Source organism: Neorhodopirellula pilleata (genome assembly GCF_007859915.1).
Lineage (GTDB): Bacteria > Planctomycetota > Planctomycetia > Pirellulales > Pirellulaceae > Rhodopirellula > Rhodopirellula pilleata.
Window position 1 is genome coordinate 47794 of the sequence record NZ_SJPM01000022.1, and the last position, 16859, is coordinate 64652.

Consider the following 16859-nt stretch of genomic DNA (forward strand, 5'->3'; position numbering starts at 1 on the left):
AACGATATGTCCGCTCAAGTTGACCAATTCAGCGCTTACCTTGATCGCGGCGGTCTGAAGTACGACCACGATGAGGATCGTGGCTTGTTTCGTTTGGCATTCGATGGCAAGCACGGCGACATTCGGGTGTTGATCATTGTCGAAGAATCCATGCTGCAAATCTTCACTCACCCCGCCAACAAAATTCCCGACAACCATCGACATCGGATCGCCGAAGCGATCACGCGAGCCAATTACGGCTTGAAGCTCGGTAAATTCGAAATGGACTTTGACGACGGTGAATTGCGATTCCAGACCGCGATACCGATCGAAGGCGAACTTCCCGACGACGAGGTTCTTGATCATTTACTATACGTCGGCGGCGCGATGGTCGACCGGTACATTCCGGCGTTCTTGTCGATCATCTATGGCAACGAAGACGTCAAGCTCGCCATTGACGCCGCCGAGCTCTAGCGGCGCGTTGATTTAGTTTGCATCGTAACCCGAAGCGTGAGCGAGGGATGAGTCAATATCAAAGATCCCTCGCTTACGCAGCGGGTTACGAAAAAAGCGCAACTTTAAAATGCGTGAGCGAAGGTTATATAAAGAGGTGTTAATGGCGATGAATCCCTCGCTGACGCATCGGGTTACGATTCAATCGACAGCCTGCTGGCTGATTGGGTGGTTTATCCGCTTCACGTCACTCGTATTCAACGTCACCAAGACGCCGCGTAGACCTATCGAACGACCGCAACCACATCGAACGCGCTCGCACGCAATCGCGTTTGCAACCAAGCCAGACTGACGTCGAAAGTTTGAGCGTATCCGACTTGGAATCGCGGTTTCATCGCGGCGATCTGCAATCCGATCAGCAGTCCTTCCGCCGTGATCACCCCGCCGCTGCTACCGGGGCCGAACGGCGCGTCTGGCGAAGTCGAATCATTCGGTGTTTCGTAGGACACCACGTGCTGCAACCGTCCTAAACCGTCGATCGAGAACGCAGGATAAAACGCCTGCCAAGACCAATCGTGCGACACCGCGTCGCCGACGAACTGGCCGGTCGTTCCGCTGGCGACCCATCGACTCAAGTCCGCGCCGGTGACGACGACCAGCGGTGGCGATCCGATTTCGCGAACGAAACCACTTAACCACAAGCGGTCCCATCCGGTTTCTGTCACGGCAACGTCGGGTCCGCCCGGGATGCGTCCGCGTGCCACCACATGTGATTGAATCGTTTGCGGACCATCGCCGCACACCGCGACCCGCCGCACTTGGGCTCGTTCTCGGCTCTCATTCGCCCCGCGGCCGACGAACAAATGCGATACCGTCAACAATCCCCATCGCCATCGCGGATCGTCGGGCTGGGACCGATCCGGTCGCGGTGGGATCGGCCGAACGGTCGTCCACCGGACGACTAACGCCGTCGTCGCTCGATCGTTCACGGTCGAGATGCTGACCCCGGTCGCCACGATCTCGCCGGCAGGACGAACCTGGGTAGCAATATCGAACTGCCGAAAATTTCGAGTTCGCTGGTTGAGTAATCGAACCGTTTCGATCGGTTCGATTCGTTTGGACGGTTCGACCCGCTTCAGTTTTCTATGAACGTCAAATCGGGCCCGGATGCCGATCGATTCATTTGCAATTGATTGCACCGGAGAAAAACCGACCGAGCGGATGTTCGCCGAATCTCGACGGGCGACCCGTTTCTCAAACGTTTGTTGCAAACGCCGCAGGTCATCCAAACTCAGAAATCCAAGGCGTTGCGATGAACCCAATCGGCTCATCCCTCCGCACCGATGCTAAGTTGAACTTCGAAAGGCTCTCGACTCGAGTACCGTCGGACCAACCAGTCGTCGATCGCTTGGCGAACCGGCATCACTGCGGACGCATTCGGCAAGACCACGCGAACCAGCGTGACACCGTCCTGTGCTTCGGCATTGAGCATCGTTAAATCGACGCCCAATTCCGTCAGATACGCTCGAAGTTCCAGCGTCAGCTGAGACACATCGACTGTCGCGATCGGCGGTTTCAATTCGTCCGGTTCGTTGCCTGAAGATCGGTGTTCGGCGTCTACATCCGAACGTGTCGGTTGCTTTTCGCTCAAACTCTCCGCCGAAACCGCCGGTGTGACTGCCATTACGTCGAGCGATTGAAACACCATCTCGCCGCCCACAAAGGTCAGACCATAAAGCGAACCGGCCGGATGTTGACCGCATAGGCTGGGATCTTGGCACGACGCGTGAGAATGACCGTTCATCTCGACCGGGCAACCGGCAAATGGCATGAAGCCGAGATAACGAAATCCGTACAAACGTTTGACGTTGCAGGAATCACGTCCGACCACCGATTCGTAGAAACCGATCGGTACGTTGCGGGCGGGTACGGTGAACGAGACGTTCTCGGCCGATCGGTCTGCGGCCGATGTCGGGATCAATCCGCCGGCGGCACTGAGCAAACTACCGATCGCTTCGACGTTTTCGTCCGTTTGACTGTCCAGCTCTTGACTGATCTCGGTCAGGTTCCAACCGTCTTCCAGTTTAATGCCCACGTCGGCGATCCCGCATCCGCTGCGAACACTGATGGAATACTCTTCGCTGAAGTCCGGCATGTAGACCAGCGAGATGCGAACCAAACCGGGCACGAGGCTCGACTGTGTTTTGTTGACAGCCACCTCGGCCGGTTCGATTTTTAAATACGGCTTGGGCCGGTAGTATCGGACGCCGCGATCCTGATCCGTCGGGCTCTTGCGAACGATCACTTTGGGAGTGCATCCCGGCAAGACAAGCCCGCCGGTCGACACAAACAAAATGAGGAGTAAAACGCCGAGGTGCCTTCGGCAATACCATCGAAAGGTTGCGGACATGAAAGTTTCCGGTGAGTGTTGCGCGGATTCCTCCCTTTCGATCGGTCTCAACGACCGTATCGAATAACCCCACCTGGAAGGGGACGCAACACAACGATTAAGCAAACTTTAACGTCCAGTTGGTCGAACTCCTGAACATCTCACGATGAGCGATCAATCCGAACCCAGCGCACCAGCCGCGTCGCCGATTGCTCGGCCAGCCGATTGGCTCGCCGCTTCAGCAGCCGAAGTTGCTCGTGACGCTGCGGCGGATGGAGCCGAAGGTGCTCGCGAAATGGCTCCACGACCCCCACTTGCCGCCGGATTTTGGCCGGCTCCGAAACCGCCCAGGACCGCACGGCCACCCGAGCGACGATTCGACTGAGGCCCGACTGCATTCCCGAGTCCGCCATCGAACGCCCCGGGAGATGGCATCGCGCCAGGAGCCGAGCCTGGAAGAGTTTGAGGACGCGTGCTTTCGTTCGGGTTGAACGAACCGCGCGCGGGTTGATTCGATCCAGGCGTGAGTCCGCCCCGGTTGGGCAAACCACCGTTGCCTCGGCCGGGAGTGAAAGCACCACCTAAATTGCGAGACGAACTGTCCCCGCCTTGTCGGGCACCCGGATTGGACATCGGCGATTGACCGGGTAGCGGTGCCGGCAATGAGGATGAGCCCGACGACGACCGTTCATTGCCTGGAAGATTGCCGCCGCCGAGATCGGCATTCGCACCACCACCAACGTTTGCACCACCACCAACGTTTGCTTCTCCACCAATGTTTGCACTGCCGCCGACGTTTGCGCTACCTCCGGCATTGGCTCCGCTACCGGCATTGGCTCCACCACCGACGTTTGTGCCTCCGCCAACATTTGCGCCTCCGCCTACGTTGACATCGCCACTCGCATTGGCTTCACCGGTAACATTCGCCCCTCCTGGGGTATCGAGACCGGCGTTGGGGTTGCCAGAATCATTGGGGTTCACGTTGATGCCTGGATCAGCTGTGGTCCCTGCTTCCGCCGAACCGGACACGGGCGGTTTGGCTGCGCGGACCCGCCCTTGCCCCATGGCTTCGCCATCGAGAGCTTGCGAGTCTTGAGGCTGGCCGCCTTGGGTCTGGCCATCCTGAGTTTGTCCCAACAGACCTTGATTGGAATCGTTGCGACCTTGCCGTCCGGGTTCGCCGCTAAGATTCTCGGTGGCATCGGCATTCGCATTGGCACCAAGCGCCGAATCAACCGTTTGACCCATCGTTTGCTCAAGCCGTTGCGTCACCTGTTCTTGAAAGTTCTGCATCGGATTGGTTGGCAAGCCCGACGAGAGTTGCTCCAACTGATTGCGATAATCGCCGAGCTCGAGTTGTTGCTGTCGCAAATTCTCTTCGGTGAACGAAAAACGTCTTCTCGGGTCATTGTCGAATCGATTGCGGCGACGGTTGTTATCGTTGTCCGTGATGGCGTCAATAACGGCAACTGTCCCGGCGAGCACTAACCCGTTCGTTATTAGATCTCGCGTGTTCGAACCGGCAAGGATAGTCGGCCGCAGGCTCGGATACTGATAAAGGTTGTTGCGGTAAGCACCCAGACGACTGAGATAGTTCGGTTGGAACGTTCGATAGTAACTTGCCAGCGGATCATATCGGTACGCCCGTCCGGTTTGATACGCAGCCCAAGGCTGGTACCCGAATCGATCGTACTGGTTCCCGTAATAGTTGCCGAAATAATAGTGCCCGTAGTTGGGACGGACGAATAGGTTGACCAGAGCGGCACCGATATTCAACGGCACAAAAGGTCGATAGGTGCGCGAGCGGTTGTAGTTGGCGGCCACTCGCACGGGGGCGAACAGCAATCCGCGGTCTTCGAGTCGGTAGTCCCAATATCCAGGTACGTGAACGTAGCCGCGCGGCGTGCCAACGTAACAGGCTGGCGTCCAGATCCAGTTTTCGTAACCTTGGGTGTAATAACCGTTCTGCCATGCATAGTTACCGTCTTGGTAAACCCATTGGCCGGGGATCCAAATGTGTTGCGGTGACGGCGCGGCCGTGGTCGGGTCGGTTGCCCGCGATGGCGGTGGTGCCGGAAGGTATTGGACTTGACTATTTTCGAGCGCCCAGTATCCAGAAACCCATTGCGGTCGGCCGTTCGTGTCGGCCCATTGGCCACCGACCCAAGTCCGTCCTGGAGGAGCGTATCGATACGTCCCGCTGACCCAACACCAATCCGACGTCCCTTCCTCAATCGCCCAATAGCCGGGAACCCACTGTGCCGTTCGGCCGGTTGCTTGCAAGTCGATTTCCGGAGCGGCTTCTTGAATCGGTTCCGGCGGTGGTTCAATCAAACTCAATTGTTCGAGGCTCTCTCCGTTGGCGCCAGTCCCGGGAAGCGGTTCGGCGAATGCTTCGTGCACGGGTCCACGAGTAATCACTTCCATTCCCTCCGGTGTCGGCAATGGAGGTGAGTTTTGCAGATCAACGTTCTCCGAAGAATTCGTTGAAGCGGCCGGATTGCTCGATGATCCGACATTGTTACCAGCCGACTGCGCCCAAATCATACGATCGGGTTGAATCGCTTGACCTGCTAAGAAGACGCCACCGACCAATGCGGTGTGGCGTGTGGCCGAAGCGATCCGGCGGTAAAGTGACACTCGTTTGGCGTTCATGGTGATCCTTGATCGAGGCGGATTGAAGGTCGTTGTTTCAACCGATCCAACGAAGCGATTCGCATACCAATCCACAACAACCGATCGCCGAATCCACCAACCTCTAAAAGGTCATCGCATCACCTTACTCGATCGTGAAAACGCGATCACCAATGCCGGTAGCAGCGTTAAATTCGCAATCGATGACAAGCCTAACGTCACCGACACGAGCAATCCGAAGGTGGAGGTGGGGACGAACGGACTCGTAATCAAGACGGCGAAACCAACCACGAGTGCCAAACTGGCTAATAGGATCGGTGCCCCCAGATCGGCGGCCGAATCGATCGCAGCATCAACTGCGGCGTGCCCCCGTCGCAAGCGCCTGTGGTATCCGGTTAGAAAATGGACCGAACCGTCGATCGACAACCCGATCGAAACCGCACCAATCATCGCCGATCCTAAATCCAGTTCGCCCCCGAACAACCCGGTGCACGCGAGCACGATCAGGATCGGAATCGTGTTCACCGCCAGTGCCGCGATCATTTCGCCGAACCGCCGCGTCGACCACCACAAAATGGCTCCCACAAAGAACAGGGCGGTTGTCAATGCCCACCATTGGTCCCGCACCAAGCTGCTGACCAAGTTCGCCATCAAAACCGAATAGCCCGTCACGACCGGCCGTCGCGATGTTTTCCAGACACTCGACTCGACTTCGTTCCGCACCGCTTCGGTGAGGGCGGTCTTGTCGGGTCCTGGTAGGTCTTCTTGAGTCCGCAACATGATCCTCAGCCAACGCTGCTCGGTTGCTTGGTCAGTTTGCGATGACCGATCATCGCTCGCGTTTGGGAACGTCAACAACGCTTCGGCGAACGTTGGGATCGCCGAACGCATTCCCGCCAAACGAACCTCCGGCGAAACGAACGACAACATCGTGACCTGAGCGGCCACGGCATCGGCGTCGGCCAGAGATAGGACCTTTGTCAAACCGACGTCGTGCTGCGAACCGACGCGAATCGCTCGCAAACGATCTTCCAGCTCCCGAACGGTTTTGAGAAATTCCGATGTGATCTGATCGGGTGCGGGAATCATAACGTCCATCACGCCCGCGCCGCCGAGGCGATCCTCGATCCGAACGTAGGCCGAGACGATGGAACTGTCGTCGCGAAAGTTTTTCAAGAAGCTCGTATTGGTCGTCAGTCGTGAAACGTAAATCCCGCCAATCAAAACAGTCACAACGACGAGAACGCTCAACACGCCGCTCCGCTCGACGCACCATCTTGCCATCGATCGCAGTGCATCGTGGTGCCGTACCGACATGGTAACCGCATGGCCCGATCGTGATGCGTTGCGAACCCATCGCGACGACAGCCGATCGGGCAAACTCATGATGGCTGGCGCGAAAAGCACCAATGATACCATCACCATCATGGCAGCCGTCGCGGTCATCACGCCGAACTGCGTTACCGGTCGGACGTCCGAAACCATCAGCGACGCGAACCCGGCCGCGTCGGTTAAACACGTAAGCGAGATCGGAATCGCCAGTCCCGCCAAGACTCGTTCGATCGTCACCGCACCTCGGAAACGTTGCACGCCCAAGTGCATCGCCGATGCCACCACGATGACCGCAACGATCGCGATCAAGATCGTCGAAACGAGTGACATTTCGATTCCCCAAGCGACCATCAAGGCGCGGGTCGCGATCGTCGACCAAGTGATCGACGCCGCCGACAACAACACGATTCGCAAGTCTTGCAACGACACGACGATCACCAAACACAATAACGAAATCGTCCCGATCGCCAACCGTCGCCCGTCCGCGACGATCATATCAAACGCATCTTCGAGCAAGACGGGTTCTCCGACGAGCACCGCTTGGTTGCCCATTTCACGCGACAGTGTTTTCAACGCACCAACCGCACGGGAAGCGAACTGTGGGTCAATCATGGCGACGATCGATGCGGTCGATCGGCCGGATCGCTCCGGCCCGTGGGTGTAGCCTTCGAACAGATCGCGAAACTGTTCGGCGATAGGGTCTCCGCGATCCAACAACGCCGGTTCGCTGCGGTTTGAAAACGGAAGCGCAGGCCGCAGGTACGCGAACACGTCGACCAGCTTGGCCACCGACAGCACGCCGGCAACTCCTTCGATCGAATCGACCCGGGTGGACCATTGCCGGTTGCGACGGACTCCGTCGACCGACCACAAATCATCTTCGTAAACCAACATCACGACGACATTACCACCGAAAGTCGACTGCAAAGTCTGGTAGTCATTCAAGACCGGATCATCGGGGGCGAACATCGCGGCGAGTTCACGGTTGACACGCAGACCCGCCTGCGCCCACCACAACGGCCCGAGCGTGGCCAAGCCCAGCACCAACGCGAACCATCGCCATCGAACGAGACACTTCGCCAACGATGCGGAATGCCGAGCGATCAGCGGCCGAGCATTCTGTTTCCGAGTGTTCCGTGACCGACGGCGAAGTCCCGTCATTCCGGTGACGCCGAACTCGACTCGTCGGCCGGTTGTTCACCCATCATCATCGGTGGCGGAAAGAAGATCGACTGAACGACTAACATGATCGCCCCGGTGACCAACAGTGAATCGGCGATATTGAAGTTCGGCCATTTCCATTGATTCGATGCCTGCCACAAAATCCAATCACGCACGCCGCTTCGCCATGGTTCAGGATAACCGGGCTGCCACCACAACCCCAAGCGATCATAGAGATTGCCGATGATCCCGCCGGTGATGCATCCCATCGCGAACGTCAACCAAGCCGAGGTGGCCCCGCGGAACCAAAACAACCACGTTAAAATTCCGAAAAACGCAAAGACCGAGATCACCGCAAACAACAAACCTTTACCGGCACCGATGCCGAACACTGCACCGATGTTGACCGCCGTTTCGATCCCGAAATACCCCTCGATGACCCACCAAACGTCGCTTTGTCCGGGCAGCCCACGCGACTCAAACACCGCCTGCTTGGTCCATAAATCCGCGCCGGCTCCGACAACCGCGAGCACGCCGAAGAGCACGTAACGAGAAAACGGAATGGAAGGTTCAGGCGACGCCATGAGCTGATAGATCTGGATGAATAATGGGGCCGCATCGCCGATGCGATGTGCGTTATATTGGTAGTTCTATCGAAAAGCTCCTCATTTCATCACCCCGATTCTCAGCGATCTCCTCATGCCCAACCGAAAACCGGTCTTTCTGTTTTTGAACTCGCGTTTTTCGTGCGGAAATGCTTCGCAAACGGTAGCCAAACGTCTTCTCACTTTGGTGGTGATCGCTGCCGTATCCGTCTTCCACTCCGCCGGGGTGGCGGCGGACGATCCGGTTCGGCCGAACATCGTTTGGATCATGTCCGAAGACAATTCCAAGCACTATCTCGAGCACTTTGACCCCAATGGTGTGGCGACCCCGGCGATCGAGTCGATGGCCGCACACGGGATCACGTTCGATCGGGCGTTTTCCAACGCGCCGGTTTGCTCGGTCGCCCGCACGACGCTGATCACGGGATGCTACGGACCGCGAATCGGGACCCAATATCACCGCCGCATCCAAAAGGCACCGATGCCCGAAGGACTGGAGATGTTCCCCGTCTATCTCAAGGAAGCCGGTTACTACACGACGAACAACTCCAAAGAGGACTACAACGCCGATCCTCGAAAAACGCCGTGGGATGATTCAAGCAGAAAAGCATCGTGGACGAATCGACCGACCGCCGACACGCCGTTCTTCCACGTACAAACCTTCACCGACTCGCATGAGAGTCGTCTGCATTTTGGCGACGCCCAACTCAGCAAACCGACGGACTTCCCAACCGACGAGGTCCACTTGCCGGCTTATTTCCCCGACACCCCGTTGTTTCGATACACCGCCGCCTATTATCGCGACCGCATGCGAATCATCGACGACAACGTCAAGTCGATCCTCGCGGAACTGAAGTCACAAAACCAACTCGAAAACACGTTCGTGTTTTACTTCGGTGATCACGGCGGCGTGTTGCCGCGTTCGAAGGGGTATCTGTTCGAGAGCGGCTTGCATGTGCCGTTGGTGGTTCGCGTTCCGGACCAATATCGTGACGTAGTCGATCGTCCGGTCGGCACGCGAACGAAAGCCTTTGTCTCGTTCATCGATTTCGGACCGACTGTATTAAACTTGGCCGGTGTGAACGTCCCCGAGGCGATGGACGGTCGTGCTTTCATGGGTCCTGGGCTGACCGCCGATGCGGTCGATCAACGCGATACCGCGTTCAGCTATGCCGATCGGATGGATGAAAAATACGACTTCGTCCGCGCCGTTCGTGTCGGTGATTGGAAGTACATTCGCTACTTCGAATCCCAATACCCCAACTCGTTACTCAACGCCTATCGATACAAGAGTCTAGCCTACCAACAATGGCGTCAGATGCACCAAGACGGTGAACTCTCGGCGAAACAAAGCGCATTCTTCCAACCTCGTCCCGTCGAAGCGTTATTCGACCTGAGCAAGGACCCGGAGGAGACCGAAAACCTAGCCGGTTCGCCCGAACAAGGAAACCGTCTGATGGAAATGCGGCAGACATTGATGACGCATCTGAAAGAAACCAACGACCTGAGCTTCTACACCGAAGCGATGTTCTTGCGCCTAGGCATCGCCAACCCCGTCGCGTTCGGCCAGAGCCATCACGACGAGATCAGCAATTACGTCGACACCGCCAACATCGCCTTGGAACCCGCCGGTTCGATCACCTCGCCGCTGCTGGCGTCGCTCAACTCGGGGGATCCGATCGTTCGCTATTGGGGATTGGTGGCCGCCAGTTCGGCGAGTTCCGCGTCGACGAAAGTCCGTGAATTACTTGCCGACGATGAAACGATCGTCAAGTTGGCCCGACGCCGAACGCTCGATGACACCCCGCTCGTTGCCGCTCGGGCTGCCGAATTGCTCGCGATTCTGGGACTCGAAGATCCGCGTGAGACGTTCTACCGGGTCCTCAAACAAGTGACCAGCGAAGCCGAAGCGTTGCAGATCGTGAACATGGCCGCCTATCTTCACGCCGACGCGAAACCGTCGTATCCGTTCGAAAAAGAAAAAGTGAAGATCGGGTGGAAGATTCCTCCCAAAAGTGACCTGCAACTTCGTTTAGACTATTTTGGAACGGCGAGTCCCTGATTCGCTAGGTTCATCGCCGGAAGACTTTCTGCATAATAAGCCGACGCCGCTAGCGGGCTGTTGATTTAGTTTGCATCGTAACCCGAAGCGTGAGCGAGGGATACCTACAAAGGATTTAATGGCGTTGAATCCCTCGCTCACGCTTCGGGTTACGATTGAATCAACGAACCGTCACGCGTCGAGTTGTGATGCGGACCAATAATGCAAACTTGGCGTATCCTTGCCACCCTCCCCAATTCCCCACCTCCCCAAACCGAATCGAATGACTTTCCTGACGAAACAACTCTGTCTCGCCACCACGTTGGCTATTTCTCTCGTGATGTTCCCTTGGCCACTTTCCGCCGAGCCGTTGCATTTCCAGAAAGGCGACCATATCGCTCTGGTCGGCAACGAACTGGGCGAACGGATGCAGCACCAAAACCAATGGGAAACGCTGCTGCACCAAACTCATGCCGACAAGAACCTCGTCGTTCGCAATCTGTGTGTGCCAGGCGATGAACCGGAGGTTCGTTTGCGAAGTCTCAACTTCGGCACACCCGATGACCATCTCACGCACGTGCAGGCCGACGTCGTGCTATTCTTCTTCGGCTTCAACGAATCGTTTCGACTCAAAGACGACGTCGATCACGCATTGGTGCTCAAGGATTTTCAAAAAGAACTCACCACCGTCGTCAATCACACCTACGCGCAAGCTTTCAACAGCGAAGCGACGCCACCGCGGATCGCGTTGATCTCTCCGATCGCATTCGAAGACACCGGCAACCCACATTTGCCCGATGCAAAACGCCGCAATCAAGCACTCGAGGCGATCACGCGGGCGATGGCGGAAGTCGCCGAATCGACCGGCGCGACGTTCGCCGATGTCTTTCATCCCACTCTCGAGTTGTTCGAAAAGACCGAAGCCCAATTAACGCTTCAAGGGGCTCATTTGAACGACCGAGGTTATGTGGCGTTCGCACCGATTTTGCTGCAAGCGTTGACCGGCCAAGATCACTCCGAAACGACGATCGATGCGAAATTGAAAGCCGAAGTCGACGACAAAAGCTTTCACTTTTTCAACCGCTACCGTACCGTCAACGGCTATTCCATTTACGGTAAACGAGGCGAAGCCGGATCGGACGGAACCTATCGCAACCGCGAAGTGATGAATCGCGAACTGGAAATCCTTGATGAAATGTCCGCCAATCGCGATGCCCGTATCTGGGCCGTCGCCGCCGGGAAAGATGTCGCCGACGAAGTCGATGATTCCAATACATTGCCCTTCATCACGCCCAAAACCAACGTGGGCGGCGACAACGACCCGAACGCCAAAAACGGAAAGCTCGGGTCGCTCGACTACCTACCGAGCAACGAACAGGTCAAGACGTTTGACCTCGCCGATGGCTATCAAATCCAACTCGTCGCGTCGGAAGAACAGTTCCCGCAATTGGCCAATCCGGTCGCGTTGAATTTTGACGCCAAGGGGCGTCTGTGGGTGTCGACAATGCCGTCCTATCCGCACTGGAAACCCAAGACGCCGATGGACGACCAAGTCTTGATTTTCGAAGACGACAACGGCGACTACTTGGCCGATCGTTGCATCACGTTCGCCCGTGGTTTGCACCAACCGACCGGTTTCGAACTGGGCAACGGAGGCGCCTACATCGGGAATCAACACAACGTCGTGTTCATGAAAGACACCGACGGTGACGACGTGGCCGACACCCGCACCGACTTGCTGTGCGGTTTCGACACCGCCGACTCGCACCACGGTTTGGCCGCGTTCGATTGGGGACCAGGAGGTCAGCTCTACCTGCAAGAAGGCACGTTTAAGTTTTCACAAATCGAAAGCCCTTATGGTTTGACTCGTTTGATCGAAGGCGGTGTTTGGCGTTTCCATCCGAAGACGCATCAATTCGGCGTTCACGTGAACTTTTCGTTTGCCAACCCATGGGGCTTTGCGTTTGACTACTTCGACCAAGACTTCATCGGCGACGCGTCACCGGGCTATGGCTACTGGGCTCCGCCGATCAGCGGTCGTTTGGACTACCCGCTCAAGCACCCCGGCGGTTCACAACACCGCCGCGTCGCGAGCGAGCAGGGTTATGACGACGCTCATGTGACCTACGATACGTTTTATCAAAAACGGATTCGGCCGCTTGCCGGATGCGCCTTGATGAGCAGCTCGCACTTCCCCGACGAAATGCAAGGCGATTTCCTGGTCACGAACGTGATCGGCGAACGAGCGATCTTGGTTCACGACGTGAAGGAACAAGACAGCGGCTTTGTCGGCACCGAAGTCCCGATGTTGGTCAACGGAGGCGACGGCAATTTCCGTCCCGTCGACATCGAGATCGCACCGGACGGTTCGTTGTATGTCGTCGATTGGCACAACGCCCTGATCGGTCACCTCCAACACAACTTGCGCGACCCTAATCGCGACCAAAGCCACGGAAGGATCTGGCGGATTTCGCATAAAACGCGGCCCGTTGTGGATGCTCCGGTGATCGCCGACATGCCGACGGCCAAATTGGTCCAGCACTTGGTCAGCGACTTTTGTGCAGCCAACCAACGTCATGCTTACCGCGTCCGTCGTGAACTTTGGAACCGGGATTCCGATGCGGTATTGCAAGCGGTCCAAGCGAGCGTCCTGGCCGACCGAGCGAACGCCTCACCGCACGATCAACTCGAAGCTTTGTGGATGCATCAGGCTCACGACGTGATCGACGAGTCGCTGCTCAAGAACGTTCTGCTGTCGGACGATCATCGCATTCGTGCGGCCGGCCAACGCGTCTTGTCTTACTGGATGAACCGGCCGCAATGGCAACTCTCCGCCGATGAGACGTTGGCGCTGTTGCGAAAAGGCACCAGCGACACGCATCCTCGCGTGCGTCTGGAATCGTTGCGAGGGATCACGTTTGCGGTCGGCGAATCGTGGGCGCTGAACATCGAAACGGACCTGATCCGTTCGGCGCTGTCGGTTTTGCAACGGCCGGTGGACAAGTACTTGCTGTACACGCTCAACGAAGCCATGCGTCGGTTTGAACAGGTCATCGAGAACCGCAACCGATTCTTGCCCGATCCCGATCAGCTCGCTTCCCATCACGGCGGTGCACGATCGAATCGTGACGACGAATCCATCACCTTGGTATCCGAACCGAGTAAGGTCGCCGGCCCCACCGATCACGGGTCGTTGTTGCGAACGATGCCATTGTTTTTGGAAATGCCCGGATACATTGTTCGATACCAAATCGATCGCCTGAAGACCGCCGAGTTGTTGGCGACGTCGCGCAACAGCCAAGACGCCAAGTACATTCCGCTGCACGCGGCGATCTTGGCACGCGGCGATGTCTCTTCCGGCGATCGCCAAGCGGCGTTGGATGCTTTGATCGCACTGCAAGACTCCGATCCGGCTGCGGTTTTGATCGATGTCACCGAGAAGCTTGATTGGAAGAATCCATCCCGATCGGCTGCGAATGCCCAAGCGGCCCAGGGCCTATCCAAGTTGCTCTTGAACTTGCCAGTGTCCAATCTGAAATCGCAAAAAGAACGCTTGACCAAGATCGCCACTGAGTCTTCTAGTCCGCTGGCGTCGACCGCGATGGCCGCGCTCATCAGCAGCGGCGACGCGGACGTTGCCTGGTCGATGGCCAACAAGAGTGAAGCGAATTTGAAGAATTGGCTCGTCGGTGTCGGTCAACTGCCGCAAAAAGACGATCGAATCGCACAACGTCCCCGAGTCGTCGAGCAGATCAGAAGCGACAACACCGACATCGTCGCCGCCGCGATCACGGCCTTGGCAACGATCCCCAGCGATTGGGCGCAAACGGCGAGGTTGATCTCCGGCCGGATCGGCAACGGGAAGCTTCGCGACACCGCCGTCCAAGCGTTGCTGAAAACGCCTAAGACCGCCTTCGATGAAGCAACCGGTCGACAGATCGCCGGAACGCTCGTTGGCGTCGCCGAGAAAACCGCGAAAGCCAAACGGACTAGTGACGAATTCATCGACGCGATGCAGTTGGTCGATAAAGTGTTGCCGACACTTCCCCAAGCCGAGGCCCGTGATTTCCGTGATCGATTGCGAGAAGTGACCGTGCGATTGATTCGGATCCGAACCGTCGAGGAAGAAATGCGATACGACGTCGCCTACTTCGCCGCCGAAGCAGGACGAACGATCCAAGTGGTATTAGAGAACCACGATTTGATGCCACACAACTTGGTCTTCACCCAACCGGGCGCTCTCAAAAGCGTCGCGACCGCCGCTCTCGAAGCGGGCCCGCGAGGCATCAACGGTGGCAAGCCTTACGTACCCGCGAGCGACGAAGTGTTGCATGCGACGGGACTCGTCGGTGTTGACGGCAAGGCCGTGCTCACGTTCGAAGCCCCCACGGTTCCCGGCGAGTACCCTTACGTTTGCACGTTCCCCCAACACTGGTACCGGATGTACGGCGTGATGGTGGTGGTCGACGATTTGGAAGCCTGGAATGCGGACCCCAAGATCCCGGCCGACCCGATCGGGAATAACCGCTCGTTCGTTTCGGCATGGCAAAGCAGCGATTTCGCCGACGACCTGACCCAAGATTTGCGCGGCCGTTCACCGGAGATCGGCAAAAAGATTTTCAAAGAAGCGACCTGTGCGAGTTGTCACCAGATCGCTGGCGAAGGCGGCCAGATCGGTCCGGCATTGGACTCCGTAATGACGAAGTGGAAAGGGAACCCTCGCGAGTTGTTGCGAGAAATCCTGCATCCTTCCGACCGGATCGATGACAAGTACGCGATGTACATCGTCTTGACACTCGATGGTGAAACGTTCTCCGGGCTGCTTGTCGATCAAGATGATGAAGTCGTTCAGTTACTCGCCAACGCCGAAGCGAAGGAACCGACCGTGATCGAAAAAGACGAGATCGACGAGATGATCAAGACGAAAACCTCGATCATGCCCAAAGCCTTGATAGATCAGTACACGCAAGACGAGATCTTCGAATTACTCTCGTACCTGCAATCGGTGGGCAACTCACCGGTTCCGTAACGATTCGAACGGTTGTTCCGATTGCGCAAGGGTTGCTAAGACCAACCCGGCGAAAATCGCTCCCGAAGTCGGCCCGACTCTTGAACACGAACTATGTTGGCACTCATGAAAAGTGCCAATTTTCCAATCGTGTTACTGTTCGTCTCGCTGTTCGTGTCGCTGTTCGGCGGTGCTTCGTTTCTCGACGAACAAACCGCCACGGCGGACTGGTTGACGTTACCATCGCGTTATACGCACGATGACATCTCGGGCCAACGGGTTTCGCAGTACGCCCCCGTGGAATTGCCCGTCGCCGCGAACACGCCTCCGCTGCGCACCAGCGGTTACACGCACTATCGAAGTACCCTTGCGTACGGCCAATCGGCCGATAACTACCACCGTGTCGAAGAATGGGGTGATCCAGTACGGCCCTACGGCGAATGGCGATTCCCCTTTCGTCCTTACAGCACCCCGTATCCGAACTGGGGACCACCCTACGCGGGCCTGAACCTTTACAACGGTTTTGGGTTTGGGTTCGGCGGCGGAGTCGTTCCGGGACAAGGACCGGCATTAGGGCAACCTGGAATGGGACAACCCGGAATGGGACAACCTGGAATCGGCAATGGTGTCGGACCGGGTGGAGCGTTTGGCAACCCGAACCAGCGCCCGTACCGTCCCAACCCTGGCGCAGGTGCCAACGGTTTCGCCCCGTATCCGTCCGGACGCGGCACCCCGTATCCCGTCGCACCGTACTACGACGGCTACTATCCCAACTATCGCGATTAAGCATCGCGTGAATATTAACTGCCGCATTATAAAAGTGGCATAGTCTTCCAGCCTTTCTATACCCCACATCTTTTTTGACCCCCACGAGCTCGTCTCGTGGGTGAATAAGGTTGGGGGAATTGCGGCTCGTGTCTAGCTTGCCAACCTCGGCTTCCTGCCAGACGAGCTGGCAGGGGAGCAATACATGAGCACTTGTGGGGTATAAAAAGGCTGGAAGCCTATTCCACTTATTGTTCACGCGATGCTAAGCATAAAGCGGCTACGCCGCAAACATACAAGCCCGACGGGCAAGCGAGTGGATTCGCTGGTATTAAAAAGTTTGGACCGACTTCCCTCGCTCGCGCGTTTTGAAGTTGCAGTGTTTGTGGATTCTATCATACAGCGACTCGGAATTCCTGGGGTAAAGCTTGCATCAACAAGCGTTGCATCTTTTTGATGCCGCCAGAAGTTTTTAGGCGGTCGGATAGGTAT

Annotated in this window: 9 protein-coding genes; 4 read left to right on the forward strand and 5 right to left on the reverse strand. The window is 57.0% G+C overall.

Annotation, left to right across the window (positions count from 1 at the left end; all coding sequences use genetic code 11):
• The first annotated feature begins 6 nt into the window (after window positions 1–6).
• Complete coding sequence (locus tag Pla100_RS27635) at window positions 7–453, forward strand: YbjN domain-containing protein (RefSeq protein WP_146582157.1); 447 nt, start codon at window positions 7–9, stop codon at window positions 451–453.
• A 263-nt stretch (window positions 454–716) separates the two neighbouring features.
• On the opposite strand, the gene Pla100_RS27640 is transcribed toward Pla100_RS27635, so the two are convergent.
• The 5 genes from Pla100_RS27640 to Pla100_RS27660 form a co-directional block, all read right to left on the reverse strand.
• On the reverse strand, window positions 717–1763 hold the full coding sequence (locus Pla100_RS27640; RefSeq protein WP_146582159.1) for a hypothetical protein: 1047 nt from the start codon (window positions 1761–1763) through the stop codon (window positions 717–719).
• Complete coding sequence (locus Pla100_RS27645) at window positions 1760–2842, reverse strand: hypothetical protein (RefSeq protein WP_146582161.1); 1083 nt, start codon at window positions 2840–2842, stop codon at window positions 1760–1762. Before Pla100_RS27645 ends, Pla100_RS27640 begins: the two co-directional genes overlap by 4 nt.
• Before the next feature lie 153 nt (window positions 2843–2995).
• Window positions 2996–5476, reverse strand: coding sequence for a hypothetical protein (locus Pla100_RS27650; protein ID WP_146582163.1), 2481 nt, complete (start codon window positions 5474–5476; stop codon window positions 2996–2998).
• 111 nt (window positions 5477–5587) lie between these two features.
• Window positions 5588–7948 carry an efflux RND transporter permease subunit gene (locus tag Pla100_RS27655; RefSeq protein ID WP_146582165.1) on the reverse strand — a complete coding sequence of 787 codons (2361 nt, stop codon included), beginning with the start codon at window positions 7946–7948 and terminating at the stop codon, window positions 5588–5590.
• Window positions 7945–8532, reverse strand: coding sequence for a signal peptidase II (locus Pla100_RS27660; protein WP_146582167.1), 588 nt, complete (start codon window positions 8530–8532; stop codon window positions 7945–7947). The genes Pla100_RS27655 and Pla100_RS27660 overlap by 4 nt, the downstream gene beginning before the upstream one ends.
• Window positions 8533–8647: 115 nt before the next feature.
• Between Pla100_RS27660 and Pla100_RS27665 the strand changes: the two genes are divergently transcribed.
• The 3 genes from Pla100_RS27665 (at window position 8648) to Pla100_RS27675 (ending at window position 16388) form a co-directional block, all read left to right on the forward strand.
• Window positions 8648–10615, forward strand: coding sequence for a sulfatase family protein (locus tag Pla100_RS27665; protein ID WP_146582169.1), 1968 nt, complete (start codon window positions 8648–8650; stop codon window positions 10613–10615).
• A gap of 262 nt (window positions 10616–10877) precedes the next feature.
• Window positions 10878–15623 carry a PVC-type heme-binding CxxCH protein gene (locus tag Pla100_RS27670; RefSeq protein WP_146582171.1) on the forward strand — a complete coding sequence of 1582 codons (4746 nt, stop codon included), beginning with the start codon at window positions 10878–10880 and terminating at the stop codon, window positions 15621–15623.
• Between the two features lie 105 nt (window positions 15624–15728).
• Complete coding sequence (locus Pla100_RS27675) at window positions 15729–16388, forward strand: hypothetical protein (RefSeq protein ID WP_231603705.1); 660 nt, start codon at window positions 15729–15731, stop codon at window positions 16386–16388.
• Window positions 16389–16859: the final 471 nt, after the last annotated feature.